The organism is Rhizobium oryzihabitans (assembly GCF_010669145.1).
GTDB lineage: Bacteria > Pseudomonadota > Alphaproteobacteria > Rhizobiales > Rhizobiaceae > Agrobacterium > Agrobacterium oryzihabitans.
In genome coordinates this window covers 2,822,801-2,845,698 of record NZ_CP048632.1, presented here as the reverse complement: position 1 = coordinate 2,845,698, position 22,898 = coordinate 2,822,801, and the positions used below count along the sequence as shown (strand labels likewise).

Below are 22,898 nucleotides of genomic sequence, written 5' to 3'. Positions count from 1 at the left end.
ATGCCTGACACCTCCCTTTCCAACTTCCTTGCCCGCTCCTCCGCCGCGATCCTCGTGGAAATCGAGGCTGTCAAAGGCTCATCGCCGCGTGAAGCCGGAACCTTCATGCTGGTAAGCCAGGATGCGCTGTGGGCAACGATCGGCGGCGGGCAGTTCGAATATATGGCGATGGACCATGCCCGCGCCATGTTGAGGAGCGGTACGGCCGAAGACCGTATGGATATTCCGCTCGGCCCGGAAATCGGCCAATGCTGCGGCGGCCGCACCCTCATCCGCTTCCAGCGGGTGACGAAGGAGATCGGGGTCGCTCTTGAGACGCGGTTGAAAGGCGAAGCCGAACAGCAGCCCGCTGTCTTCATTTTCGGGGCTGGTCATGTCGGCAAGGCATTGGCGGAAGCGCTGTCGCTGCTGCCCCTGACGCTGACAGTGGTGGAGACGCGGGAAACGGAGTTGCACGATCTTCCAGCCGATGCCACATCCGTGCTCACTCCCATGCCGGAGGCGCTCGTCGCGAAAATCCCGGCAAACGGGGCAGCGATCATCGTCACACATGATCACGCGCTCGATTTCCTCATAGCCAAGGAAGCGCTTGCCCGCGACGATCTCGCCTATGTCGGCATGATCGGTTCAAAGACCAAACGCGCCACCTTCTCCCATTGGCTGGAGCGGGAGGGCGAACCGCCTTCCCGCCTTGCAAAACTCACTTTGCCCATCGGTGGCAATAGCGTCAGGGACAAGCGCCCCGCCGTCATAGCGGCCCTTGTGGCAGCCGAGTTGTTGCAAGCATTTTCCGCTGCCGAAATCCGTCGCAACGAAAATCGACACGGCCATCCTCAAGGCCAAGATCACGCCTGAGCCCGTCGGGCAGGCTTTCATCCGCCAGATTGTCCGGCGCAAGGCTTTCAAGGGTAAACCGTTCCGCTGTCCGCAGACCCGCACGCAGGCGGGACCACGCGCGCAAGAGTGCTGTGCGCATGTTCGTCTCCATTCAAAAAATGTCAGAAGCTCAGTTGATGAGTTGGACTAAAAATGCTCTGATTTATGAGTAAAAACCAATGAAACCTTTGGCGATTAGCATAAAGAGAACTTATCCATGAAAATGTCTCGCCAGTTCCCGCTGAATGCCTTGCGCGTGTTCGAGGCCGCTGCCAGGCATCTGAGTTTCACCAGGGCTGGCGAGGAACTGGGCATGACGCAGACGGCGGTCAGCTATCAAGTGAAGCTGCTGGAGGAGAATATCGGCGAGCCGCTGTTCATACGCAAAGCGCGCCAGGTTCAGTTGACCGAGGCCGGGCAGAAGCTGGCGCCGAGAGTGGCCGAAGCCTTTAACAGCCTGCGGGAAGCCGTCGACAATGTGCGTGACACGTCAGACACGACGCTGACCATTCATTCCACCGCCACTTTCGCATCACGCTGGCTTTCACGCCATCTGGGGGCTTTCCAGCTGGAACATCCTTCGATCGCCGTCCGGCTGGAAACCTCCAACGCCTTGATCGATTTTGCGCAGTCCGATTGCGATGTCGCCATCCGCTGGAGCAACGACGATGGCAAGGGGTTGATTTATCACCGGCTTGTCAGGGGCGTTTATACGCCGATGCTGCATCCCGACCTTGCCAAAACCATCGGCGGCTTGAAAAAGCCGGAGGATCTTCTGCGCCTTCGCATCATCGATCCCGGCGACATCTGGTGGCACCAATGGTTTCAGGAAGTGGGCGTCGAAAATCCGGGCCTCGACCGTTATCCGCGCAGCCGTCTCAACGTGCAGGCCTTCGAAGCCGCAGCGGCGATCGCCAGCCAGGGCGTCGCCATGCTCACCCCTGAACTCTATGCCGATGAGATTGCACTTGGCCGGCTTTATCAACCCTTCGAGCACCTCAGCAGTGAAGGACAGAACTATTGGCTCGTCTATCCTGAAAACCGCAGGAACATTCGCAAGATAAGGCTGTTTCGCGACTGGATATTGCAGCGGATCGAGGAAAACCGGCCGCAAACATCTCAATATCCCATATCCGGCGCATAAAAGCAGCGCGGCGTGTCTTCATCCGGAAAGAGACAGAGATGATATTCGCCATCCTCCGACCGTCTTGCCTCCCGTTGCGACCAGTTGAAGACATGCCGCCGCGTGACCATGCGATGATCGCCGGGGCCAGCGACACCTCATAACCATCCGGCGTGACACGAACGCTTCGCGTGGGGATCATCTGGCAATCTCCCGTCTGGGCATCGCCGTTGCAGCAGTAGCTTTCATATTTGAACCCCTTGTGGGATTCATGGGCAAGCGCCGTGGCGGTGAACGCCAAAAGCAGGAAGAGAACCGTCAGAACAAGGCGCATCGGCATGGTCTCCGTTGAAACAACGGCGGCTGCCGGAAGGTCATTGCGTCCCTTTATTCAAATTCCACACATCAACACGCACCCGGACGCGATGGCACCGGGAACTGCGACACCTGCCCCCTGAACTGCCCCCGCCCCAGGGTTCGCAGCACCCGCTTTCGGCATGAACCGCCAGCGAAACATGTCATGGGAGCCTTGCGCATCACCCCGAAAATCGAGACCGATTTTCGACAGGAACGATGCGCCACTTAAAAAGTTAGAGCGTCCTTTGTCGCGTCCTTTCGGACGCAGGGCACTCCAAAGCTCCGCAGCCTTTTATTTTAGCACATTGGCAGGCTGCACAAAGGATAATAGCTGAGTCGCGTTAGCCAGCTAAGCACAAACTATGCGACAGCAAACCTCCACTGCAACTTTACCGGGCTTGCCGCCAGAGGCGATCCACTTCGGCCGATGTTGTGGACACAAGCGAACCGGATTGTGAACAATAACCTCCCGCCCTCTGCTTTTCCCTTTCCTAAAGGTCAAATTTCTCGCAAGGTGCGCTGCACAAGGATCAGGGGAACCGCATGTACGAATATGCCATTGCGTGGGAATGGATGGCCTTTGCCGTCCGCTGGCTCCACGTCATCACCGCCATCGCCTGGATCGGCTCATCCTTTTATTTCATCGCGCTCGATCTCGGGCTGGTCAAACGGCCGCATCTGCCGCCGGGGGCCTATGGCGAGGAATGGCAGGTGCATGGCGGCGGCTTCTACCACATCCAGAAATATCTGGTCGCGCCTGCCCAGATGCCCGAGCACCTGACATGGTTCAAATGGGAAAGCTATGTCACCTGGCTTTCCGGCTTCGCCATGCTTTGCATCGTTTATTACGGCGGCGCCGATCTCTTCCTCATCGACCATTCGGTGCTGGCGCTTACGCAGTTCCAGGCCATCTGTCTGTCGCTCGCTTCGCTTGCCATCGGCTGGCTGTTTTACGATTTCCTCTGTAAATCGCCGCTCGGCAACAATACCTGGGGCCTGATGATCGTGCTCTATGTGGCGCTGGTGGCGATGGCATGGGGTTATACGCAGGTCTTCACCGGCCGCGCCGCCTTCCTGCATCTCGGCGCATTTACCGCCACCATCATGTCGGCGAATGTGTTCTTCATCATCATTCCAAACCAGAAGATCGTCGTGGCCGACCTGATCGCCGGGCGCACGCCGGACCCGAAATATGGCCGCATCGCCAAGCAGCGCTCGCTGCACAACAACTACCTGACGCTGCCCGTCATCTTCTTCATGCTGTCGAACCATTATCCGCTGGCCTTTGCCACGCAGTTTAACTGGATCATCGCCGCACTTGTCTTCCTGATGGGCGTCACCATCCGCCACTGGTTCAACACCACCCATGCCCGCAAAGGCAAGCCGACTTGGACCTGGCTTCTGACCGCCCTCATCTTCATCGTCATCATGTGGCTTTCCACCGTGCCAAAGGTGCTGACCGGCGAAGAAGAACAGAAGGCCGCGACACTCTCGCCGATGCAGCAGCAATTCGTCGCCGACGCCCATTTCGCCAAGGCGCGCGATGTGGTTCAGGGCCGCTGTTCCATGTGCCATGCGGCCGAGCCGGTGTGGGAAGGCGTGCCCTTCACACCGAAATCGGTGAAGCTCGAAACCGACGAGCAGATCGCCGCCCATGCGCGCGAAATCTATTTGCAAGCCGGCCGCAGCCATGCCATGCCTCCCGGCAACATCACCGCCATCACCCCGGATGAGCGCAAGGTGCTGACTGCATGGTATGAAAGTGCGGTTTCCGGGGCTGGAAAAGCCGAAGGAAAGACTGAATGAGCATGGTTCTGCTGCGTGGCCGCCTGCTGAGCTTCCGCCGCGCGCCGCTCGCAATCGACGATACGCAAAGCTATCTCTACATCGAAGACGGTGGCCTGCTGATCGAAGACGGCAAGATCGCTGCCATCGGCGACTACGCCGATATCCGCAAGCAGGCCCCGAAGATATCGAGGAAAAGGATCACCGGCCGCATCTCATCGTGCCGGGCTTCATCGACATGCACCTGCATTTTCCGCAGATGCAGGTCATCGGCTCCTATGCCGCCAATCTTCTTGAATGGCTGAACACCTATACCTTTCCGGAAGAATGCCGTTTCGTTGAGACCGCGCACGCGCAGCGCATCGCCACGCATTTTTACGACGAACTCCTGCGCCACGGCACCACCACTGCCGCCGCTTATTGCTCCGTGCACAAGACCTCCGCCGACGCCTTTTTTGCCGAAGCCATGAAGCGCGACATGCTGATGATCGGCGGCAAGGTGATGATGGACCGCAACGCCCCGCAGGGCCTGTTGGACACGCCGGAAACCTCCTATGACGAGACGCGCCAGGTGATTGCCGACTGGCACGGCAAGGGCCGCAACCACGTCGCCATCACCCCCCGCTTCGCCATCACCTCCACCCCGAAGCAGATGGAAGCCGCGCTGGCGCTGGCGCAGGAATTTCCCGATCTCTTCATCCAGACGCATCTCTCGGAAAATCTCGACGAGATCAAATATACCTGCGAACTCTACCCCGAAGCGACCGACTATACCGACATCTATGTGCGCTACGGCCTGATGGGCAACAAGACCCTGCTCGGCCACGCCATCCACCTCTCCGAGCGCGAAGCGGATGTGCTGTCGGAAACCGGCGCGGTAGCCGTGCATTGCCCCACCTCGAACCTCTTCATCGGCTCCGGCCTCTTCCCGATGAAAAAGCTGCAACGGCGCGAAAAGCCGGTGCGGATCGCGGTGGCGACCGATATCGGCGGCGGATCGAGCTATTCCATGCTGCGCACCATGGATGAGGCCTACAAGATCCAGCAATTGCTGGGCGAGCGCCTCAACCCGCTGGAAAGCTGGTATCTGATGACGCGCGGCAATGCCGAAGCGCTTTCCATGGTCGACCGCATCGGCACGCTCGATGCCGGCACGGATGCCGACATCACCGTGCTCAACCCCTCCTCCACCCCCGCCATGGCGCTGAAGATGGAAGTGGTGAAAAGCCTGACCGAGGAACTGTTCCTGATGCTGACCATGGGCGACGACCGCACGGTGGTGGAAACCTACGTGGCCGGCAGGGCGATGAAGAGCGTGCTTGCATAGTTCGGCTGAGGCCGAAACATTCGCTCATGGCCCTCATGTATCAGTGGCCTGTCAAATCGAGCGGGTGCCGCGTGTTTCTTCTCCCCGCCGGGGAGAAGTCCGCGGCAGCGGGATGAGGGGGCAAGCTCTCGATTTATCGCCCACGTCGCCCCCTCATCCGACCCTTCGGGCCACCTTCTCCCCGACGGGGAGAAGAAACCTTGCCGCACCCGCTCGCTTTCTATGTCTGGCTGGCACCGCCCCGGCCGAAATACGAATGACTTCTGGAGTGCGCCCGTGCCGGATTTAGACACAACCACCATGCTCATGATTGTCGCAACATTCATCGTCGCGGGCATCGTCAAGGGCGTCACCGGCATGGGCCTGCCGACCGTCGCCATGGGCGTTCTCGGCCTTTTCATGCCGCCGGTCGTTGCCGCAGGCCTTCTCATCCTGCCCTCCTTCATCACCAATATCTGGCAATTGCTGGCGGGACCCGATTTCAGGGCGATTGTCGCGCGGCTATGGCCGATGATGATCGCCATTACCGTCGGCACTCTCATCGGCATCCGGCTGATGACATCAGGCACCGGCGTCTGGACTACCTCGGCGCTCGGATTGTGTCTTGCGGGCTACGCCGCCTATAGCCTTTTTGCAAAGCCCTTCGCCATTCCCGCAAAGCTGGAACCGAAGCTCTCGCCAGCTGTCGGGCTGGCGACCGGCTTTTTGACCGGCGGCACCGGAATTTTTGTCGTACCCGCCGTGCCCTATATCCAGTCGCTCGGTTTCAACCGCGATGATCTCGTGCAGGCGCTCGGCCTTTCCTTCACCGTTTCGACCATTGCACTTGCAGCCGGCCTTGCGTCTCAAGACGCCTTCCGCGTCGAGCATCTATCGCTTTCCGCACTGGCTGTGCTGCCCGCGCTTCTCGGCATGTGGCTCGGCCAGAAGATCCGTAACATCGTCAGCCCGGCCACATTCCGGCGCTGGTTCCTCATCTGCCTGCTTTTATTGGGAGCCGAGCTATTTTTGCGGGCTTTCTGGGGCTGATACCCCGTCGATTTTGATGTCGCAGCCGCCACATTCGTGTTATGTGAAGCCATCATTCAAATGTGAAGGCTTTATCCATGGGCAAAATCCTGACCATAGCGGACCTGAAAAATCAGGCACGACGCCGTGTGCCAAAAATGTTTTTCGACTACGCCGATAGCGGCGCATGGACGGAAGGCACCTACCGCGCCAATGAGGATGATTTTGCAAAGATAAAGCTGCGCCAGCGCGTGCTGGTGGACATGACCGACCGGTCGCTGGCCACAGAAATGATCGGCCAGAAGGTGTCGATGCCGGTGGCGCTCTCCCCCACCGGGCTAACGGGCATGCAGCACGCCGATGGCGAAATGCTGGCCGCCAAGGCCGCAGAAGAATTCGGCGTGCCTTTCACGCTTTCCACCATGAGCATCTGCTCCATCGAGGATGTCGCGTCCGTCACGTCGAAACCCTTCTGGTTCCAGCTTTACGTGATGAAGGACCGGGACTTCGTCAACAATCTCATCGACCGGGCGAAGGCCGCCGGTTGTTCGGCGCTGGTGCTGACGCTCGACCTGCAAATCCTCGGCCAGCGCCACAAGGATTTGCGCAACGGCCTCTCCGCGCCGCCGAAATTCACCCCGAAACACATCTGGCAGATGGCGACACGCCCGAAATGGTGCCTCGACATGGCTCGCACCAAGCGCCGCAGCTTCGGCAACATCGTCGGCCACGCCAAAAATGTCTCCGACCTCTCCTCGCTGTCTTCCTGGACGGCGGAGCAGTTCGATCCGCGCCTGTCGTGGAAGGATGTCGAATGGATCAAGGAACGCTGGGGCGGCAAGCTGATCCTCAAGGGCATCCTTGACGAGGAAGATGCCCGCGCCTCGCTCGATACCGGCGCCGACGCCATCATCGTCTCCAACCATGGCGGCCGCCAGCTCGACGGCGCCCATTCCTCCATCGCCATGCTGCCGAAAATCGTCGATGCCGTCGGCGATAAAGTCGAGGTGCATTTGGATGGCGGCATCCGCTCCGGTCAGGACGTGCTGAAAGCCGTGGCGCTTGGCGCCAAGGGCACCTATATCGGCCGGCCCTTCCTCTATGGCCTCGGTGCCGATGGCAAGCAGGGCGTGACGACGGCGCTGGAGATCATCCGCAAAGAAATGGATGTCAGCATGGCGCTTTGCGGCAAGAGGCTGATTACGGATGTAGACCACAGCATTCTGGCGTGATGGTGACGGAATGGTAGATGTGGCAGGGCCTCAGAACCGGCGCGTCAGAAAGTGCCGCCGTACGCCGCCGCCCTCATCCCTGTGCTTGTCACAGGGATCCAGCCAGCCCAAGTCCTTGGGCTGAAAGGACTCTTCTCGCCGCGCAGACGCGCGTCGGCTGGATTCCTGTGACAGGCACAGGAATGAGGGCAAGAGAGCCTAGTGCCCCACCGTCTTCGAAAACACGTTGACGATCACCACGCCGGTGATGATGAAACCGAGACCAACCACCGCAGCAATATCCAGCGTCTGGCGGAACACGAAATAGCCGATGCCGGAAATCAGCACGATGCCGAGCCCGCTCCAGATCGCATAGGCCACGCCGACCGGCATGGCCCGCAGCGTGAATGACAGCAGATAAAAGGCCGCGCCATAAAACAGCGCCATCAGCACTGTCGGCAAAAGCCGGGTGAATTGCTGCGACTGCTGCAGGAATGAGGTCGCGATCACCTCGCAGACAATGGCCGCTACAAGCGCTCCATAGGTAAAGACAGCCGCATTCATCGTTCCATTTCCTTTTTTGTCTGGGCGATCATCTGCGTCTTGAGAGCCGCCCTGTCACCACCTGCCCTGCCGTCATCGGCCAGAAGATCGGCAAACCAGATACCATCAGCCGCAAGCCGCACGAACTCCAGTACCACCCCGTCATCCGTTTCTTTATGACGGGCAAGACGCGCCTCGAACCAGCTGGTCCACATGCGCCTGAGCGACGGCTCGCCGACCATCGACACGGACAACGCAGCCCACTGCCTGCCTGATTCCCGGTCACGATCGGCAAAAACGGCGTTCACATAGGCCCGCGTGAAGCTCCCATAAGCTTCACAATCCTGTGAGATAAGCGCGTCGATTTCCATGTCCAGTGCCGAAAGAAGGTCCGCCATCACGGCTTCCAGCAAGGCCTGCTTGGAGGCGAAATGGTGGAACAGGCCACCCTTCGTCACCCCAGCCGCATCCGCCACCGCCTGCACGGAAAGTGCGGCAACACCCTGATCAGCAGCGAGTTTCGCCGTGCAATCGAGAAGATTGCGGCGTACGACCTCAGGCTGCTTCTTGCGTTCGTGAGCATTTGTCATGCTTTAAAACATACCGGATGGTTGGTTTCTTTTCAAGGAAATTGTGGAAGCCGCGTGCGGGTTGAAATTCATTCTTAATTAAGCATGAAAGCGATCTCTAAAGTTTTAGCGGTTTTGTTGCCGGAAAGTGTCAGTAAAACTTCGCTCATTGCGGCGATCGAACAAAAGGGGTGGATTATGTCGGGAACGGTCAAACGGGGAATGGCGGGTGCATGGGTCTTCGCACTCACCTTCTTTTGCGCGATCCTCTCATTGCAGGCATCGCCTGCCCAGGCTGGTTACGCCCATTTCATCATGGATGCCAATACCGGCAAGGTGTTGGCCGCCCGCAATGCCGATGTGCTGAACCACCCCGCCTCGCTGACCAAGATGATGACCCTCTACATGACCTTCGAGGCGCTGCACGCCGGCCGGATCCGCTGGGACCAGAAGATAACGATGTCCAAGAATGGCGCAGCCACCATCCCTCGAAGCTTTATGTGCGCCAGGGCCAGACCTTCACCGTGCGTGAGGCCGTCTATGGCATGATCGTCAAATCCGCCAATGACATGGCGGAAGGCATGGGCGATCATCTGGGCGGCTCCGAAGCAAGGTTCGCCGAGATGATGACCCGCAAGGCACGCCAGCTCGGCATGACGAAGACGGTGTTCCGCAACGCCTCCGGCCTGCCCAGCAAATCGCAGGTGACGACCGCGCGCGATATGGCGAAGCTCGGCCTTGCGCTGCAGCGCGACTTTCCCAAGGAATATGGCCTCTTTGCCATGGAATCCTTCAGCTTCCGGGGCAAGCGCATCCGCGGCCATAACAATCTGATGTACCGTTATCAAGGCATGGACGGCATCAAGACCGGCTACACCAATGCGTCCGGCTTCAACCTTGTCAGCGCCATCAATCACAATGGCCGCCGCGTCGTCGGTGTCGTGCTCGGCGGCAAGACCGCGCGCAGCCGCGATGCGCAGATGGCCGCCCTTCTGGACAAGGCCGTGCCGCAGGCATCGAGAAGCCGCAATACCGAACAGCTCGTCGCCAGCGCCAATGTCAGCCGCACCTTCGATGTGCCGCCTGCAGCGGTACCATTGCCGATGTTTGCCGAACGCCGCCAGGATCCGGTCGCCATGCAGATTGCCACGGCCAACACCCAGATGGCGGACATGATCCAGGTCTCGGCCATTCCGAAACCCGCACCCGCTGCCGCCATCAGCCAGCCCACGGGCCAGCGCAGCCGCTGGGAAGTGCAGATCGCCGCCACCGACAGCGAAGCTGCGGCCCGCTCGCTGCTCGCCAATGCCCGCTCCAATATCGCGGGCAGTTATGCCGGTATCGCCCCCTATACCGAAGCGGTGCAAAGCGGCTCGGCAACGCTCTACCGCGCCCGCTTCACCGGTTTCGAAGACCAGTCTTCGGCGGTCTCCGCCTGCAAGGAACTGAAGGCGCAGTCTTATGCCTGTGTGGTGATGACCAGCGAGGGGTGATTTACCGCTTGAGCCAACCGCTCGCCAGCGCATCGGCCAGATAGGGAATGCCGTTGGCCCTCGCCATCTCTGCCATGGCCAGATTGTCGTAGCGTATCTGCCGGAAATAGACCTGCCAGCCGCGCGTCGTCTCTTCCAGCACGGCATAGCTCGCAAGCGGATGCCCGGCCTCGACGTGATGGTCGAAAGGCGTGTCGTCCTTCCAGCCGGGGCAGCCGACGCTGCCGGGATTGACGATCAGCCGGCCATCGGAAAGCTGCACGGTGCGGGCAATATGCGTATGGCCGCACAGCATCAGCGGCTGGGTGATGCCATCAGCCATCGCCTCGATCTCGGCCAGCGGCCGCAACTTCAGCACCCGCTCCGGCGAAAGCGTCTCAAGCCAATATTCCAGATCGCTGCGTGGCGAACCGTGGCAGCAATAGGCGACATCCTTGAAAACCATGCTGAACGGCAGCGTCTGCAGCCAGTCCAGATGTGCGGCGGTCATCTGCGCATGGGCGGGCCTTTCCCAGCTACCCATCTCTTCGGGCGCACGCTCGATCAGTTCCCGGTCATGATTGCCGCGAATGCTGGGTATCCAGTTACCAACAAGCACATCACCGGTAAAACCCGCTTCCAGGGGGCCGCTGAAGCAATCGCCGAGATTGACGATGTCCTTGATGCCAAGCCGGGCGATATCCTCAAGCACCGCCTCCAGCGCGGCACAGTTTCCATGAATATCGGCAATGGCGGCAAAGATCATGGCGGTCAGCTTCCTCGATAGGTGGAATAGCTATAGGGCGAAAGCAGAAGCGGCACGTGGTAATGGCCGCTCTCGTCGGCAATGCCGAAACGGATGGGTATGATGTCGAGAAAGGCGGGTTTCGCCAGTTCCACACCCTTACTCCGCAGGTAATCGCCGGCATGAAAAATCAACTCATATTCGCCCGCCTTGAAGCTGTCGCCGACAAGCAGCGGCCCGCCATCCACACGGCCGTCGTTATTGGTCTTGACCGTCTTCAGCTTCTCGCGGCGATCACCGGAAAGCCGGTAAAGCTCGATCGTCAGCCCCTCGGCGGGCACGCCATGGGCGGCGTCGAGAACATGGGTAGTCAGACCGGTCATGGCTGGGGCTCCGCGATCATGAAGGTTTCATCGAAAAAATACTCTTCCAGATTGTTGCCCGGCCCCTCGCGGTCGGCAACCAGAAAATCTGAAATGGCCTGCAACGGCATCAGGGGATAGTGCCAGACATTGCGGCGGTAATTCACGCCCTGGTCTCCACGCGCCAGAAACACCTGCGGCCGCGCGGGCCGGCCGCCGTCATCTTCCGCAACGACAACGAGGAAAGGCCTGCCGGAAAGCGGCGAAAAACTCTGGCTGCCAAGCGGATGCCGCTCCATCATCTCGATTTCATGCGGAAACGCCCGCGCCTGTCCGCGAAAAATATTGAGAATGATACGCGCGCCCTCACCCGCCGCCTCCGGTGCGGCAAGCGCATGATGTCGCTCGGTCTGGCCGCCATTGATGTGGCGCATGGAAGATGGGGTGATTTCGATCACATCGCCGAAGGATGCGAAGGCCTCTTTGGTCAGCGGCTTGATCTCGAGAAAATCAGTCAATGTCATTCACCTTGGGCATGCCAGTTTCGGAGAAGAGAGAGGCGCGCCTGTAAATCGGGAATACTCTCAGCGATCGTTTTCCATACGACTGAAAGTTCCGCCCGAAAATAGTCGTGCACGATCAGATTGCGCATACCCTTCATCTTCAGCCATGGGATTTCCGGATGCTGTTGTAGAAACGCGGGGTAGTGTTTGTCGAGCTTTGCGACAGCCTCGCCAATCAGGGCAAGGCCCATCATCACAGCCATCTGGGTGCGCGTATCGGAAGAAAAAGTTGATTCGTCCATGTCGTGAGTGAAATCGGATATTCGCGAAGCGGCAATATCCATTTCCGTCAGGTAGAGCAGGAGCCGATCTGAACTCATACCGCTTTGGATTCCTTCAGAACACGCGCCCGGATATCCGAACGCAGACCGCCTGAGGTGACGACATCGACTTCGACACCGAGTATGGCTTTAAGTTCTTCCAGCAACCCGCCAAGATCGAACAATGTCGTGCCCGGCAACGCATCCACCAGAATATCGAGATCGCTGTCCGGCCGGTCCTCACCGCGGGCGACGGAGCCAAAAACGCGCGGGTTTGCCGCATTGAAGCGCTTTGTCGCTTCGCGGATCGCTTCCCTGTTCTTTTCCAGCACCTCGGAAGGTCTCATGGGGTCAATCTCCAGACAGCGCGAGTATAACGGAACGGCGGCCGCTCGCCAATTCAGCCCTCCGGCAGCATCGAGGAAAGGCGCAGCCAGGCAATCTTTTCTACCTGCGCCGTAGCGGTCGCAAATTCTGTCGCCGCATCATTGTCGATACGCGCCTCGAAGGCGGAAAGAATATCGTGCCTGTTCAGCCCCTTGACGGCGATGATGAAGGGAAAGCCGAATTTTTGCGTATAGGCGGAATTCAGCTCGGTGAAGCGCGCATGCTCCTCCGGCGACAGCCGGTCGAGCCCGGCGCCCGCCTGTTCGTTGCGGCTATCGGCGGTCAATTCGCCAGCAATCGCCAGCTTGCCGGCAAGATCAGGATGCGCCCGCAGAACGCCAAGCCGTTCCGCTTCGGAGGCGGCACGAAACTGCGCGCATAATGCGCCATGAACCGCCTTCGCCGTCAACTCCAGACCTGCGCTTCCGACATCATAGGCCCGCTCGGCGATAAAAGGCGAATGTTCGAACACGCCGCCGAAACGGGTGACAAATTCGTCCCGCGCCACCATCACGGAGCCACCGGCTTATGGTTTTCATGCCAGTGACGGGCAATCTCGATCCGCTGCGGGATCCATACCTTGTCGTGGCCCAGTACATATTCGATGAAACGGCGAAGGGCCGCGGCGCGGCCGGGACGGCCAACGAGGCGGCAATGCAGACCGACACTCATCATCTTCGGCGCGCCTTCAAGCCCTTCCTGATAAAGAACGTCGAAGGCGTCCTTCAGATAGGTGAAGAACTGGTCGCCGGAATTGAAACCCTGCGGCGTGGCAAAACGCATATCGTTGGTTTCAAGCGTATAGGGAATGATGAGGAACGGATCGTCGCCCACGCTCTTCACCCAATAGGGCAGATCGTCGGCATAGGAATCCGATGAATAAAGGAACCCGCCCTCTTCCATGACGAGGCGCAGGGTATTGTCCGAAGGCTTGCCCTGATACATGCCAAAGGGACGTTCGCCCGTCACTTCAGTATGGAGGCGCACGGCCTCGGCAATATGCTTGCGCTCTTCCTCCTCGGAGAAATCCTTGTATTCCAGCCAGCGATAACCGTGGCTGGCGATTTCCCAGCCCGCTTCCTTCATGGCCGCAACGGCTTCGGGATTACGGGCCATGGCGGCGGTCACGCCATAAACGGTGGTGGTGACGCCGAGACCGGTGAACATGCGCCAAAGCCGCCAGAAACCGGCGCGCGAGCCATATTCGTAGATCGATTCCATATTCAGGTTACGCTGCCCGGGCCAGGGCTGCGCGCCGACGATTTCCGACAGCAGCGATTCCGACGCCTTGTCATTGTCGAGAATGCAGCTTTCACCGCCCTCTTCGTAATTGACGACAAATTGCACGGCGATGCGCGCACCGCCCGGCCATTTCGGATCAGGCACATTGCGGCCGTAGCCCACCAGATTGCGGGAGTAATTTTCGGAAATCATTCAGCCACCCAAAACATCTCTCCCAAGACGGAAACCGCTCCTGGGAAGCAAACAAGCCTCTGAAGCGCGCAATCCCGAACGGGAGAACTCCACACGCTTCAGACATGCGATGCGCGGACGGTAGCATCCGCATCCGGAATGTCGAGATGATTTTTGCCGACATTCCGATGCTTTTTTGTGTACGATTCCCGAGCGACGCTTCTCAGGCGATTTTGCGGGCGGAAACGCGGCCCATGGGATGAAGCGAGTGCACACGGAAAGGTGCGCCAGGCTCATCCTCGATAAAAAGCGCAAGGCTCGAAAACGGCAACGGCCGCGTCAGGAGCGGCTCGAAAACCTTGCGCACGGCGCGCTCGATCCTCTGGCTGCTGGAGGGTTCGACACCGCCCGTCAGCGACATCTGGAACCGGAACTCATCCATCACATGCGGGCTGCCCCAGCGATGCAGATTGGTCAGCTGCGAAGCCGAGAGACGGTCGGGATCCGCCCGCTCTATTTCCGCTTCGGAGAGCGGCGCACGGTAACGGTCGAATTCCTGCACGACGCGGGCCGCAAAAAAATGCAGCACTTCGCAGGGACGCTCGGGAACGAGACTGAAAACATTCTCGTGTCTCGCCACCACAAGTTGTGGCAACACGAAGGGTTCCTGCTTGCCGGAAAAATACATCAGGTCGCGCAGGAGCGCGGCTTCCGAATGGCCTTCGGCAAGCCGGAAAGGCGCCTTTATCGTGCCATGGAAACCGTAACGGCGCGGCAGCGCCGTGTGGTAGGAAATCTCCTGCATGCCGAGATCAATCATACCCGGCGGCTCCACCGCCTGACCGGAATAGGCATCGCGCCCCAACCACGCAGCTGCCGCCTGCGTCAGGGGGTCATTGGGGGAAGGCGTGAAATGAATGGCGTATCGCATGCGCTGTCACCTCGACGCAAAACGGCCAAAACGGCCTCGTTGCAGGCCAGCAGATAAGTGATTTGCGTGACAGATTAACGACGTGGCGGGCCTGATCAGGACTTTCTAAAGTCCGCAACGGCAATGCTCACGTGTTCTTGAAGACGGAACCCGGAAGGGATGACAGGCGTGTGACCGCAAACGGTTTGCAGCGCCGCATCGGCAAGAAAATGGGCAAGGCCGAAGCTGACCTTGAAGCCGCCCGACAGCGCAACAAGCGTCGGATGGCCGGCAACCGACCCAACCATCGGGTCCCTTCCAATCGCCTTGGGCCGCAGACCGGCCCAGCGCTCAAGCACCGGCGCGCGGGCAAGCGAGGGCACCACCCGACAGGCCTCGGCAAGTAATTTTTCCAACTTTTCATCGGTACTGAAAGGCTCGGAAAAACAATCTTCGCTGGTACTGCCGATGGCAACGGTGCCGTCCTCATGCGGCACGATATAAAGGCCGTTCAGGAACACCACCGGCATGGCCGGATCGGCCGCCGCGTCGAGAAGGGCCGCCTGACCCTTCACCGCCTGACCAAGCCCGACACCTGCGTCGAGACCGAGCGCATCGCGGATCAGGGGAAAGGAATCGTGACCGTTGGCAACGACAGCATGGCCGAAGTGAACATCGTCTCCCGACGACAGCATCGCTCGCCCACCATTCGGATCAAGCGAAAGCACGCGGCACCGCTCCACCACCCGCACATGCCGGGCCTTTTGTAGGAAAGCCGACAGAAGGGCGATCATCGCACGCGGCGAAACCCTTGCCGCCAGCGTATCGAGCACGAAGCCCGCCTCCCCCGCCGCATCATCCACCCATCCGGCAACGGAAGGGCTGTCATCGACATGCCAATGGAACCGGCGTTCACCCGAGACCCAGTTTTCGCCGGCATCCCGCTCATGCCGTTCGGCAATGGTGCGCAGATGCGGTTTCGGCAGGGGAATGATCCGGCCGCACCGCCGGTAACCGGCGGAAAGTCCGGTCTCTGCCTCCAGTTCGGCAATCTCTTTTTCGAGGGCCACCAGCGCGTCGAACTGGAACTGTTTCTTGTCCGACCAGCGGTCCGGCATATGCGGCATCAGCGCGCCCAGCAGCCCGCCGCTCGCCCCGCAGCCAAACCGGTCCGCCTCCACCAGCAGGGCGTTTATGCCGAGCCGTTCCGCCTTGACGGCGGCCCATAGCCCCATGATGCCGCCGCCGACGATGAGGAGAGGCACGGAAACCGGCAATCTTGGCGATTGACCAGGTTCAAAAGCGGGATTATCGGCATTGGTCATGACACATTCCAAGGAAAACACCGCAGATGTCGGTTCGGCAGCCGACAACCCGCCCACCGCGCTCGACTGGCGTGAGGGGGATATGCCCTATTCACTGGCCTTTGACGATCATTTTTATTGCCAGACGGATGGCAGGCTGGAATGCGGCCATGTGTTTTTGTCCGGAAACGGCCTGCCGCAACGCTGGCTTGAACGGGAAGGTGTCTTCCGCATCGGCGAGCTCGGCTTCGGCACCGGCCTCAATCTGTGCGAAACCTGGCGTCAATGGAAGGAGGCCCGGAGACAGGTCAGCAACGGCCGCTCCAAGCTGCATTTCATGTCCTTCGAACTCTACCCGATGAAGGCGGACGAGATCGACCGGGCGCTGTCCCGCTGGCCGGAAGTGGATGCTGAACGCAAGGCGCTCGTCGCCCGCTGGCCGGAAGAGCCTAAAGGCGAAGTCGAGATCGAACTGGACGACCAGACACGATTGACGGTGGTGTGCGGCGAAGCGCTCGCGGGCATTGCCGGACGCACCGAAAGCTTCGACGCCTGGTTTCTGGATGGCTTCGCCCCTGCCCGCAATCCGGACATGTGGTCGCTGGAAATCATGCAGACGCTGTTCGGCAAGACGGCACGGGGAGGCACATTCGCCACCTATGCCGCCGCCGGTTTCGTCCGCCGCAACCTCATCGCTGCCGGTTTCGATCTGGAGCGCCGCAAGGGTTTTGCCGGAAAACGCGAAATGCTCTGCGGCACCAAGCCCGCCCGCTGAGACATCCTGCACAGCCGGCCGGCATCGTCAGGCGGTCGGCACGTCGCGACGCGACCGGTTGTCCCCCAGCCATTGCGCGATCTTGTCCTCGAGTATTTCAGGACTGATCGGCTTCGACAGATAGTCGTCCATGCCGGCTGCAAGGCATTGCTCGCGGTCCGCATCCTGCGTATGGGCGGTGACGCCGATGATCGGAACATGCAGGCCGTCGGCAGCCGCCTGTTCGGCGGCGCGGATCGCCAGTGTCGCCTGATGCCCGTTCATGACAGGCATGGAGACGTCCATGAGGATGACCGCGGGATTGTGCTCCTCCCACGCCTGAACGGCCTTCTTGCCATTGCCGACGATCAGGAACCGCAAACCCGCCTGCTGCAAGATCTGGGTGAAGACGATCTGGTTGACGTCGTTGTCTTCGGCGACCAGCACATCGACAAGGCAGGGCCTGCGCCGGTCTGGAGCCGCCGGCGGCGCAGGCCGCTGCGCCTTCTCGGCAGGACCGCCTTCCGTCCGGACCGGCCCATTGCCACCCTCCGCCCCCATTTTGGGCGGGTGCTGCCGGGCGCGCTTCAACCGCACATCCCGCACCACATCGAACAGGGTTGAGCGCAAAAGACGCGCCCGCGCGGGTTTCATCAGATGCGCCTGAATGCTGAGATCGGTAAACAGGGTCTCGTCGCCGACGACATCCATCGAGGTCAGGAAGACAATCGCGATATCGTCGAAACGACTATCCGCCCTTATCCTCTCGACAACATCCAGCCCGTTCATAACAGGCATATGATAATCGAGGATGATGGCATCGATGGCAAAGCCGAGAGACGCTGCCTCCTGCAGCACGGCAATGCCGGATGGCCCGTCCTCCACCGCATGGCCGTCGATACCCCATGTCCGCAGCTGCTCGGTCAATATGCGGCGATTGACGTCGTTGTCGTCGATGACCAGCACCCGGATATCGTCGATCGCCATGGCGGGCAACGGAACGTCGCGCCGTCTCTCGGTCACCTGAAACGGAATATTGACCTCGAAGGTCGATCCCGTGCCGACCTCGCTCACGACATTGATCACACCGTCGAAAAGACCGATGAGGCCGACGGTGATCGCCAGCCCGAGCCCCGTTCCCTCGTGCCTGCGCGTCGCGGAACCGTCGACCTGGCTGAACTTGTCGAAAATCGTTTCCAGCTTGTCGGCCGGAATGCCGATGCCGCTGTCTTCGACACGCAGCGACAGGATCGCCTCGGACGCTTCCGCCGACTGCGCCGAAAGCTCGATCAGCACATGTCCCGTTTCCGTGAACTTGACGGCGTTTCCGACCAGATTGGTGACGATCTGGCGGAACCGTCCGGCGTCACCCATGACCTTGCCGAAAGCGGACGGATCGATCCGGACGACCAGCTCAATGTCCTTTTCCAGCGCCGCCGAGGACAGCAGCGAAACCACGTCCTCCACAGCCTCCGCTGGATCGAACGGCACGCTGCGCAGCCGCATCTGCCCGGCCTCAATCTTGGAGAAATCAAGAATGTCGTTGATGATCGTCAGAAGCGCATTGCCGGATTTGACGATGATATCGGTGAAGGTTTTCTGGCGCGTATCCAGCTTGGACTTGGCCAGAAGCTCCGCCATGCCGAGGACGCCGTTCATCGGCGTGCGGATTTCATGGCTCATATTGGCCAGGAATTCCGATTTGGCCCGATCCGCCGCTTCCGCGCGCGAAAGCAGCCGTTGCAACTCCTCCTCGCGCATCTTCATCTCGGTGACGTCGGTAACGATGATGAGCCAGTAATTGCCGGAACTGTTGGTGGCCTCCAGATTGAGCCAGCTCTTGCCGGCGACGTGGATGAGCCAGGAGAAAGGCCTGTTGGCGGCGATATTCTCTCTCCAGGCGGCGAGCGTCCCGGCCGCCTCCTCGTCGGTGCCGAAATCTCCGCGACCGGCGCAATGGGCAAAGAAACCCGACCAGTTGCAGCCCTTTTCGAGGAGATGCGGCGGCACGTCGAACATCCGCGCCATCGCCTCGTTGGACATGATGATCGTGCCCTGTTCGACAAGCACCAGCCCCTGCGCCATGGCGCGCGTGGCGCCCTGCATATATTCGCCGACACGCTCCAGCTCGGCCTTCGCCTTGCTGATCTCGGCGTCGCGCATGCGCACATCCGTCACATCGGCATAGGTGCTGAGAATCTTACCGCCATCGAGGCGGGTTTTCGAGATGACGGTGACCTTGCCGCTCTTGCTGCGCACCTCCCGGGGTGCGAAAACCTCTTCGCTGAGAAGCCGCTCCGCCCTCTGGTTATAGAGTTCCTCGAAGGGCATGTCGCCATAGTCATAAAGGCCGCTTTCGAAATTCATCTCCATGAATTCGCGATAGCTCTTGCCGACAAGCGACTTCTCGCCGCCGATCTCGCCCCAGACTTCATGGAAGAACGGATTGACATATTCGATGACGAGATCGGGGCTCAGCAGCAGCACACCGACCGGCAGGGCGTGAAGAACCGCCTCCAGCTGGCGATGCAGCGCCTCGGCTTCTGCCTGCGCGGCGATCAGGGCCTTTTCCCGCTCATGCAGCAGGCTGACATCGGTGATGGAACCGACCAGGTAATATTCGTCATCGGGTGTCGCCACCCGGCCGACCCGCGTTATCACCGGAACCGAACCGCCGCCCGGCAGCGGCAGGGTCTCTGCTTTCTCTATCGCCTCGCCGGTTGCAAGGAGCCGCTCGTTTTCAATCCGGAACCGCTCGCTGTCCTCCGGAAACATCTCGCTTTCGGTCATGCCGATATAGCGGCTGAGATCGCCTCCGAGGAATTGTTCGTAAGCCGTATTGGCAAAAGTCAGGCGACGCTCATCGTCGCGCAGGAAGACAGCCACCGGCAACTGCTCCAGCGCTGCGCGCAGCAGCCAGGTCTCGCGAATCTGTGTGCTGAGAAGCGCCTCGTGCGCCTTGAACTCCGTCACATCGACGCGCAGGCCGACCAGCATGCCGTTTTCCAGCCGCTTGTTGACCATGCGCACCCAGCGGCCATCGGCGAACTGCTCCACCCTTTCTAGGTAGGGCAGTGAAAAATCCCGCAGCTGATCCCGCATCCAACCTTCAAACGCAGGATCGTCTTCTTTCGCGCCGCTGTAGCCGCCCGAAAAATAAACGGCCTCCATCAGCGTCTCAAGTCGCACACCCGGCTTCAGCTCGACGCCGAAGGCGCTGTAGAATTCGGCAAAGCGCGTATTGCAATAGACCAGGCGGTTGTCGCGGTCATAAATCACGATGCCGGCATCGATGAGGTCGATCACGCCGCTGCCGAAGAGCAGGTCGAAAGCGCTGCTGCCGCCCGGAAAACCTTCCAAGATCGCCGCCGGCATGTCCTCGAACACCTCGAACAGGAACAGATTGCCGTCATCGCCGATGAAGCGCTCGCAGCGAAGCGTGTGCGGTGCAGAGGACGCCGCGCCATGACAGGCAATCACCTCGTCCGTGGCAAAGACCAGCGAGCGGCGCTCCCTGTCCTCGCGCTCGGCATCGCGAATGTCGGCGGAAAGGGAAAAGCTGGTATGGCCCTGAAACGACGCGGGCGGGCGCCCCATGACCCGGGCATAGGCGGCATTGACCATGAGGTAGCGAAGCTCGCTGTCCTTGATGCACGCGGGCAGGTCCAGGGCGGCAACGGCCCTGTAAGCTTTTTCCAGCAACCCGCTGCCTTCGGTCAATCGATACTCCACACCGTGCAGTTCCATCCCTGTCGAATCAAATATTTCCGGACGTCGTCACAAAAAACGTTATGTGAGAAAATCGCTCTTTGCTATGTACGACGGGGTATCGCCACCCTTTTTTAACCATAATTATTCGCCCCGGCCGCACCATTCCGACCCTAAACGACCGACCTTGCGCATGGCTGCCATGCGCCGCCGGACAGGGGCGTTACAAAACTATCGCTTGACTTTAACGCACAAAACGCCCACATGCCGATCAAGCTTTCACCTTCGGCAGCCGCGTGAGCTGCAGCGTATGATCAAGATGACTTGGCCCGCATGAAGGAAAAGCGCAACGAATACAGAAGACGGCACTTGCCGCACTGATGCGCAGAAAGTTATTCCAACCCACAAGTTCCCAATTCACGCGGGGTTCTTGACGCCGAAACCACCGGACAGCAGCCCTGCTCCGGTTGAGGTTGTTTTGGCGCCCCGAAAGGCAATATATTGACCAGTTTTAGCGAACTCGGCCTCTCCGAAAAGATCGTGGCCAGCGTTACCCAACTTGGCTACACCACCCCTACCCCCATTCAGGCAAAGGCCATTCCGCTGCTGCTTGAAGGCCGTGACCTGATCGGCCTCGCACAGACCGGCACCGGCAAGACGGCCGCCTTCGGCCTGCCCATCATCGAAATGCTGATGAAGCAAGCCGACCGTCCGGCAAACCGCACCACCCGCACCCTCATCCTTGCGCCGACCCGCGAGCTGGTGAACCAGATTGGCGAGAACCTGCGCTCCTTCGTGAAGAAGACGCCGCTGCGCATCAATCAGGTTGTCGGCGGCGCGTCGATCAACAAGCAGCAGCTTCAGCTGGAAAAGGGCACCGACATTCTGGTGGCGACACCCGGCCGCCTGCTGGACCTTATCGCCCGTAACGCCATCTCGCTCTCCAAGGTGACCTATCTGGTGCTTGATGAAGCTGACCAGATGCTCGATCTCGGCTTCATCCACGACCTGCGCAAGATTTCCAGAATGGTCCCGGCCAAGCGCCAGACGCTTCTGTTCTCTGCGACCATGCCGAAGGCGATCGCCGATCTCTCGCACAGCTACCTGACCGATCCGGTCAAGGTGGAAGTGACCCCTCCGGGCAAGGCTGCCGACAAGGTCGAGCAGTACGTGCATTTCGTCGCCGGAAAGAACGACAAGACCGATCTCCTGAAGAAGTCGCTGAACGAGAACCCGGATGGCCGCGCCATCGTTTTCCTGCGCACCAAGCATGGCGCGGAAAAGCTTTACAAGCATCTCGAACATATCGGCTTCAAGGTTGCCTCCATCCACGGCAACAAGAGCCAGGGCCAGCGCGAGCGGGCACTGAAGGGCTTCAAGGACGGTGATATCAAGGTGCTGGTCGCAACCGACGTTGCCGCCCGCGGCATCGACATTCCGGCTGTGACGCATGTCTTCAACTACGACCTGCCGGAAGTGCCTGATGCTTACGTTCACCGCATCGGCCGTACCGCCCGCGCCGGTCGCGACGGCATCGCCATCGCATTTTGTGCGCCGGACGAAACCCGCCTGCTGCACGATATCGAAAAGCTGATGAAGATCGATATTCCGGTTGCCTCAGGCGAACGTCCGGCCGGTCTCGCCAGCCCGACGCGCCCGAACAACAACCGTGGCGGCCGCAACAACAACAATGGCGGCCAGCAGCGCGGCCCGCGTGAAGGTGGACGTCACAACGGCGAATCCCGCCCGTCCCGCAACCACGCACCGCGCGATGCGGACAATGATCTGGAAGTCACGTCCGACTTCAAGCGCGTCAAGACGGAAGGCGATGCAGGCCGCCCGGCCGGCCCCCGCAAGCAACGCCGCCCGGCCCGCAAGCCCGGCGGCAGCGGCGCCAACCGTCACGCGCCTGCTGGCGGCAACGGCCAGGAAAAGCGCGCTTCCGGCAACGGCAATCGCGGCCGCAACCGTTAATTTGCCCTGCATGGGTTGAGGACGCTCGGCATTGCCCAGCGTTTCTTGTCCCAGTGGGGGAGAAGGCGACAAGACGCAATCGCTCACTCACCAATCGAACCCCGCAGGCCACCGCCAGCGGGGTTTTTCTTTGCCTTCAACCACCCTGCACGACAAAGGGCACAAGTCTTTCCGGGCTCGGCGTTGCCGCGCGTTTCTTCTCCCCGCTGGGGGAAGGTGGCCCGAAGGGTCGGATGAGGGGGCGCCC

General features: G+C 60.2%; 19 protein-coding genes and 3 pseudogenes. 9 read left to right on the top strand and 13 right to left on the bottom strand.

Annotation, left to right across the window (positions count from 1 at the left end; translation table 11 throughout):
• Both xdhC and G3A56_RS14365 read left to right on the top strand, forming a co-directional pair.
• On the top strand, positions 1–855 hold the full coding sequence (gene xdhC / locus G3A56_RS14370; RefSeq protein WP_082182773.1) for a xanthine dehydrogenase accessory protein XdhC: 855 nt from the start codon (positions 1–3) through the stop codon (positions 853–855).
• A 238-nt stretch (positions 856–1,093) separates the two neighbouring features.
• Complete coding sequence (locus G3A56_RS14365) at positions 1,094–2,020, top strand: LysR substrate-binding domain-containing protein (protein ID WP_082182774.1); 927 nt, start codon at positions 1,094–1,096, stop codon at positions 2,018–2,020.
• Here G3A56_RS14365 and G3A56_RS28910 read toward each other — a convergent pair.
• Positions 1,996–2,333: pseudogene (locus G3A56_RS28910) on the bottom strand (hypothetical protein). The gene G3A56_RS14365 and the pseudogene G3A56_RS28910 overlap by 25 nt on opposite strands.
• A gap of 566 nt (positions 2,334–2,899) precedes the next feature.
• Between G3A56_RS28910 and puuD the strand changes: the two are divergent.
• The 4 genes and pseudogenes from puuD to G3A56_RS14340 all read left to right on the top strand — a co-directional run bounded on the left by puuD (position 2,900) and on the right by G3A56_RS14340 (position 7,708).
• Positions 2,900–4,162, top strand: a complete 1,263-nt coding sequence (puuD, locus tag G3A56_RS14355) for a urate hydroxylase PuuD (protein ID WP_080835594.1) — start codon at positions 2,900–2,902, stop codon at positions 4,160–4,162.
• A pseudogene (guaD, locus tag G3A56_RS14350) lies at positions 4,159–5,468 on the top strand (guanine deaminase). The gene puuD and the pseudogene guaD overlap by 4 nt, the downstream one beginning before the upstream one ends.
• A gap of 306 nt (positions 5,469–5,774) precedes the next feature.
• Positions 5,775–6,497, top strand: coding sequence for a sulfite exporter TauE/SafE family protein (locus G3A56_RS14345; RefSeq protein ID WP_082184491.1), 723 nt, complete (start codon positions 5,775–5,777; stop codon positions 6,495–6,497).
• 77 nt (positions 6,498–6,574) lie between these two features.
• Complete coding sequence (locus G3A56_RS14340) at positions 6,575–7,708, top strand: alpha-hydroxy acid oxidase (protein WP_164056476.1); 1,134 nt, start codon at positions 6,575–6,577, stop codon at positions 7,706–7,708.
• A gap of 198 nt (positions 7,709–7,906) precedes the next feature.
• On the opposite strand, the gene G3A56_RS14335 is transcribed toward G3A56_RS14340, so the two are convergent.
• Both G3A56_RS14335 and G3A56_RS14330 read right to left on the bottom strand, forming a co-directional pair.
• Positions 7,907–8,251, bottom strand: coding sequence for a DMT family transporter (locus G3A56_RS14335; protein WP_003491585.1), 345 nt, complete (start codon positions 8,249–8,251; stop codon positions 7,907–7,909).
• Positions 8,248–8,820 (bottom strand): TetR/AcrR family transcriptional regulator, encoded by a 573-nt coding sequence (locus tag G3A56_RS14330; protein WP_003491587.1) that lies wholly within the window; start codon positions 8,818–8,820, stop codon positions 8,248–8,250. Before G3A56_RS14330 ends, G3A56_RS14335 begins: the two co-directional genes overlap by 4 nt.
• Before the next feature lie 201 nt (positions 8,821–9,021).
• On the opposite strand from G3A56_RS14330, the pseudogene G3A56_RS14325 reads away from it, so the two are divergent.
• A pseudogene (locus G3A56_RS14325) lies at positions 9,022–10,292 on the top strand (serine hydrolase).
• A gap of 1 nt (position 10,293) precedes the next feature.
• On the opposite strand, the gene G3A56_RS14320 reads toward G3A56_RS14325, so the two are convergent.
• The 9 genes from G3A56_RS14320 to G3A56_RS14280 all read right to left on the bottom strand — a co-directional run bounded on the left by G3A56_RS14320 (position 10,294) and on the right by G3A56_RS14280 (position 16,236).
• Positions 10,294–11,037, bottom strand: coding sequence for a metallophosphoesterase family protein (locus G3A56_RS14320; RefSeq protein WP_003491590.1), 744 nt, complete (start codon positions 11,035–11,037; stop codon positions 10,294–10,296).
• Positions 11,038–11,042: 5 nt separating this feature from the next.
• Positions 11,043–11,399 carry a hydroxyisourate hydrolase gene (gene uraH, locus G3A56_RS14315; RefSeq protein ID WP_082182777.1) on the bottom strand — a complete coding sequence of 119 codons (357 nt, stop codon included), beginning with the start codon at positions 11,397–11,399 and terminating at the stop codon, positions 11,043–11,045.
• Positions 11,396–11,896, bottom strand: a complete 501-nt coding sequence (locus G3A56_RS14310; protein WP_082184493.1) for an ureidoglycolate lyase — start codon at positions 11,894–11,896, stop codon at positions 11,396–11,398. Before G3A56_RS14310 ends, uraH begins: the two co-directional genes overlap by 4 nt.
• Before the next feature lie 2 nt (positions 11,897–11,898).
• The gene (locus G3A56_RS14305) at positions 11,899–12,261 is read right to left on the bottom strand and encodes a HepT-like ribonuclease domain-containing protein (RefSeq protein WP_082182778.1); all 363 of its coding nucleotides are present in this window, start codon (positions 12,259–12,261) and stop codon (positions 11,899–11,901) included.
• Positions 12,258–12,548 (bottom strand): nucleotidyltransferase family protein, encoded by a 291-nt coding sequence (locus G3A56_RS14300; RefSeq protein ID WP_082182779.1) that lies wholly within the window; start codon positions 12,546–12,548, stop codon positions 12,258–12,260. Before G3A56_RS14300 ends, G3A56_RS14305 begins: the two co-directional genes overlap by 4 nt.
• Before the next feature lie 53 nt (positions 12,549–12,601).
• Complete coding sequence (gene uraD / locus G3A56_RS14295) at positions 12,602–13,099, bottom strand: 2-oxo-4-hydroxy-4-carboxy-5-ureidoimidazoline decarboxylase (RefSeq protein WP_082182780.1); 498 nt, start codon at positions 13,097–13,099, stop codon at positions 12,602–12,604.
• Positions 13,099–14,022, bottom strand: coding sequence for an allantoinase PuuE (puuE, locus tag G3A56_RS14290; protein WP_082182781.1), 924 nt, complete (start codon positions 14,020–14,022; stop codon positions 13,099–13,101). The genes uraD and puuE overlap by 1 nt, the downstream gene beginning before the upstream one ends.
• 202 nt (positions 14,023–14,224) lie before the next feature.
• Entirely contained in the window at positions 14,225–14,932 is a 708-nt protein-coding gene (locus tag G3A56_RS14285) for a DUF1045 domain-containing protein (RefSeq protein WP_082182782.1), read from the bottom strand.
• Between the two features lie 95 nt (positions 14,933–15,027).
• Positions 15,028–16,236 carry an NAD(P)/FAD-dependent oxidoreductase gene (locus tag G3A56_RS14280; RefSeq protein ID WP_082182783.1) on the bottom strand — a complete coding sequence of 403 codons (1,209 nt, stop codon included), beginning with the start codon at positions 16,234–16,236 and terminating at the stop codon, positions 15,028–15,030.
• Between G3A56_RS14280 and mnmC2 the strand changes: the two genes are divergently transcribed.
• Positions 16,235–16,990 carry a tRNA (5-methylaminomethyl-2-thiouridine)(34)-methyltransferase MnmC2 gene (mnmC2, locus tag G3A56_RS14275; protein ID WP_082182784.1) on the top strand — a complete coding sequence of 252 codons (756 nt, stop codon included), beginning with the start codon at positions 16,235–16,237 and terminating at the stop codon, positions 16,988–16,990. The genes G3A56_RS14280 and mnmC2 overlap by 2 nt on opposite strands.
• Before the next feature lie 27 nt (positions 16,991–17,017).
• On the opposite strand, the gene G3A56_RS14270 is transcribed toward mnmC2, so the two are convergent.
• A complete protein-coding gene (locus G3A56_RS14270) occupies positions 17,018–20,716 on the bottom strand; it encodes a response regulator (RefSeq protein ID WP_082182785.1) in 3,699 nt (1,232 codons plus the stop codon).
• Positions 20,717–21,178: 462 nt separating this feature from the next.
• Here G3A56_RS14270 and G3A56_RS14265 point away from each other — a divergent pair, with 462 nt between their 5' ends.
• Positions 21,179–22,651, top strand: a complete 1,473-nt coding sequence (locus G3A56_RS14265; RefSeq protein WP_082182786.1) for a DEAD/DEAH box helicase — start codon at positions 21,179–21,181, stop codon at positions 22,649–22,651.
• The last annotated feature ends 247 nt before the right edge of the window (positions 22,652–22,898 follow it).

Coding starts and splice junctions, on each gene's coding strand:
- G3A56_RS14345 (WP_082184491.1), top strand. CDS start 5,775: ATGATTGTCGCAACATTCATCGTCGCGGGCATCGTCAAGGGCGTCACC.
- G3A56_RS14365 (WP_082182774.1), top strand. CDS start 1,094: ATGAAAATGTCTCGCCAGTTCCCGCTGAATGCCTTGCGCGTGTTCGAG.
- mnmC2 (WP_082182784.1), top strand. CDS start 16,235: ATGACACATTCCAAGGAAAACACCGCAGATGTCGGTTCGGCAGCCGAC.
- G3A56_RS14285 (WP_082182782.1), bottom strand. CDS start 14,932: ATGCGATACGCCATTCATTTCACGCCTTCCCCCAATGACCCCCTGACG.
- G3A56_RS14330 (WP_003491587.1), bottom strand. CDS start 8,820: ATGACAAATGCTCACGAACGCAAGAAGCAGCCTGAGGTCGTACGCCGC.
- uraH (WP_082182777.1), bottom strand. CDS start 11,399: ATGACCGGTCTGACTACCCATGTTCTCGACGCCGCCCATGGCGTGCCC.
- G3A56_RS14320 (WP_003491590.1), bottom strand. CDS start 11,037: ATGATCTTTGCCGCCATTGCCGATATTCATGGAAACTGTGCCGCGCTG.
- G3A56_RS14270 (WP_082182785.1), bottom strand. CDS start 20,716: ATGGAACTGCACGGTGTGGAGTATCGATTGACCGAAGGCAGCGGGTTG.
- G3A56_RS14340 (WP_164056476.1), top strand. CDS start 6,575: ATGGGCAAAATCCTGACCATAGCGGACCTGAAAAATCAGGCACGACGC.
- xdhC (WP_082182773.1), top strand. CDS start 1: ATGCCTGACACCTCCCTTTCCAACTTCCTTGCCCGCTCCTCCGCCGCG.
- G3A56_RS14280 (WP_082182783.1), bottom strand. CDS start 16,236: ATGACCAATGCCGATAATCCCGCTTTTGAACCTGGTCAATCGCCAAGA.
- uraD (WP_082182780.1), bottom strand. CDS start 13,099: ATGGTGGCGCGGGACGAATTTGTCACCCGTTTCGGCGGCGTGTTCGAA.
- puuE (WP_082182781.1), bottom strand. CDS start 14,022: ATGATTTCCGAAAATTACTCCCGCAATCTGGTGGGCTACGGCCGCAAT.
- G3A56_RS14305 (WP_082182778.1), bottom strand. CDS start 12,261: ATGAGTTCAGATCGGCTCCTGCTCTACCTGACGGAAATGGATATTGCC.
- G3A56_RS14335 (WP_003491585.1), bottom strand. CDS start 8,251: ATGAATGCGGCTGTCTTTACCTATGGAGCGCTTGTAGCGGCCATTGTC.
- puuD (WP_080835594.1), top strand. CDS start 2,900: ATGTACGAATATGCCATTGCGTGGGAATGGATGGCCTTTGCCGTCCGC.
- G3A56_RS14300 (WP_082182779.1), bottom strand. CDS start 12,548: ATGAGACCTTCCGAGGTGCTGGAAAAGAACAGGGAAGCGATCCGCGAA.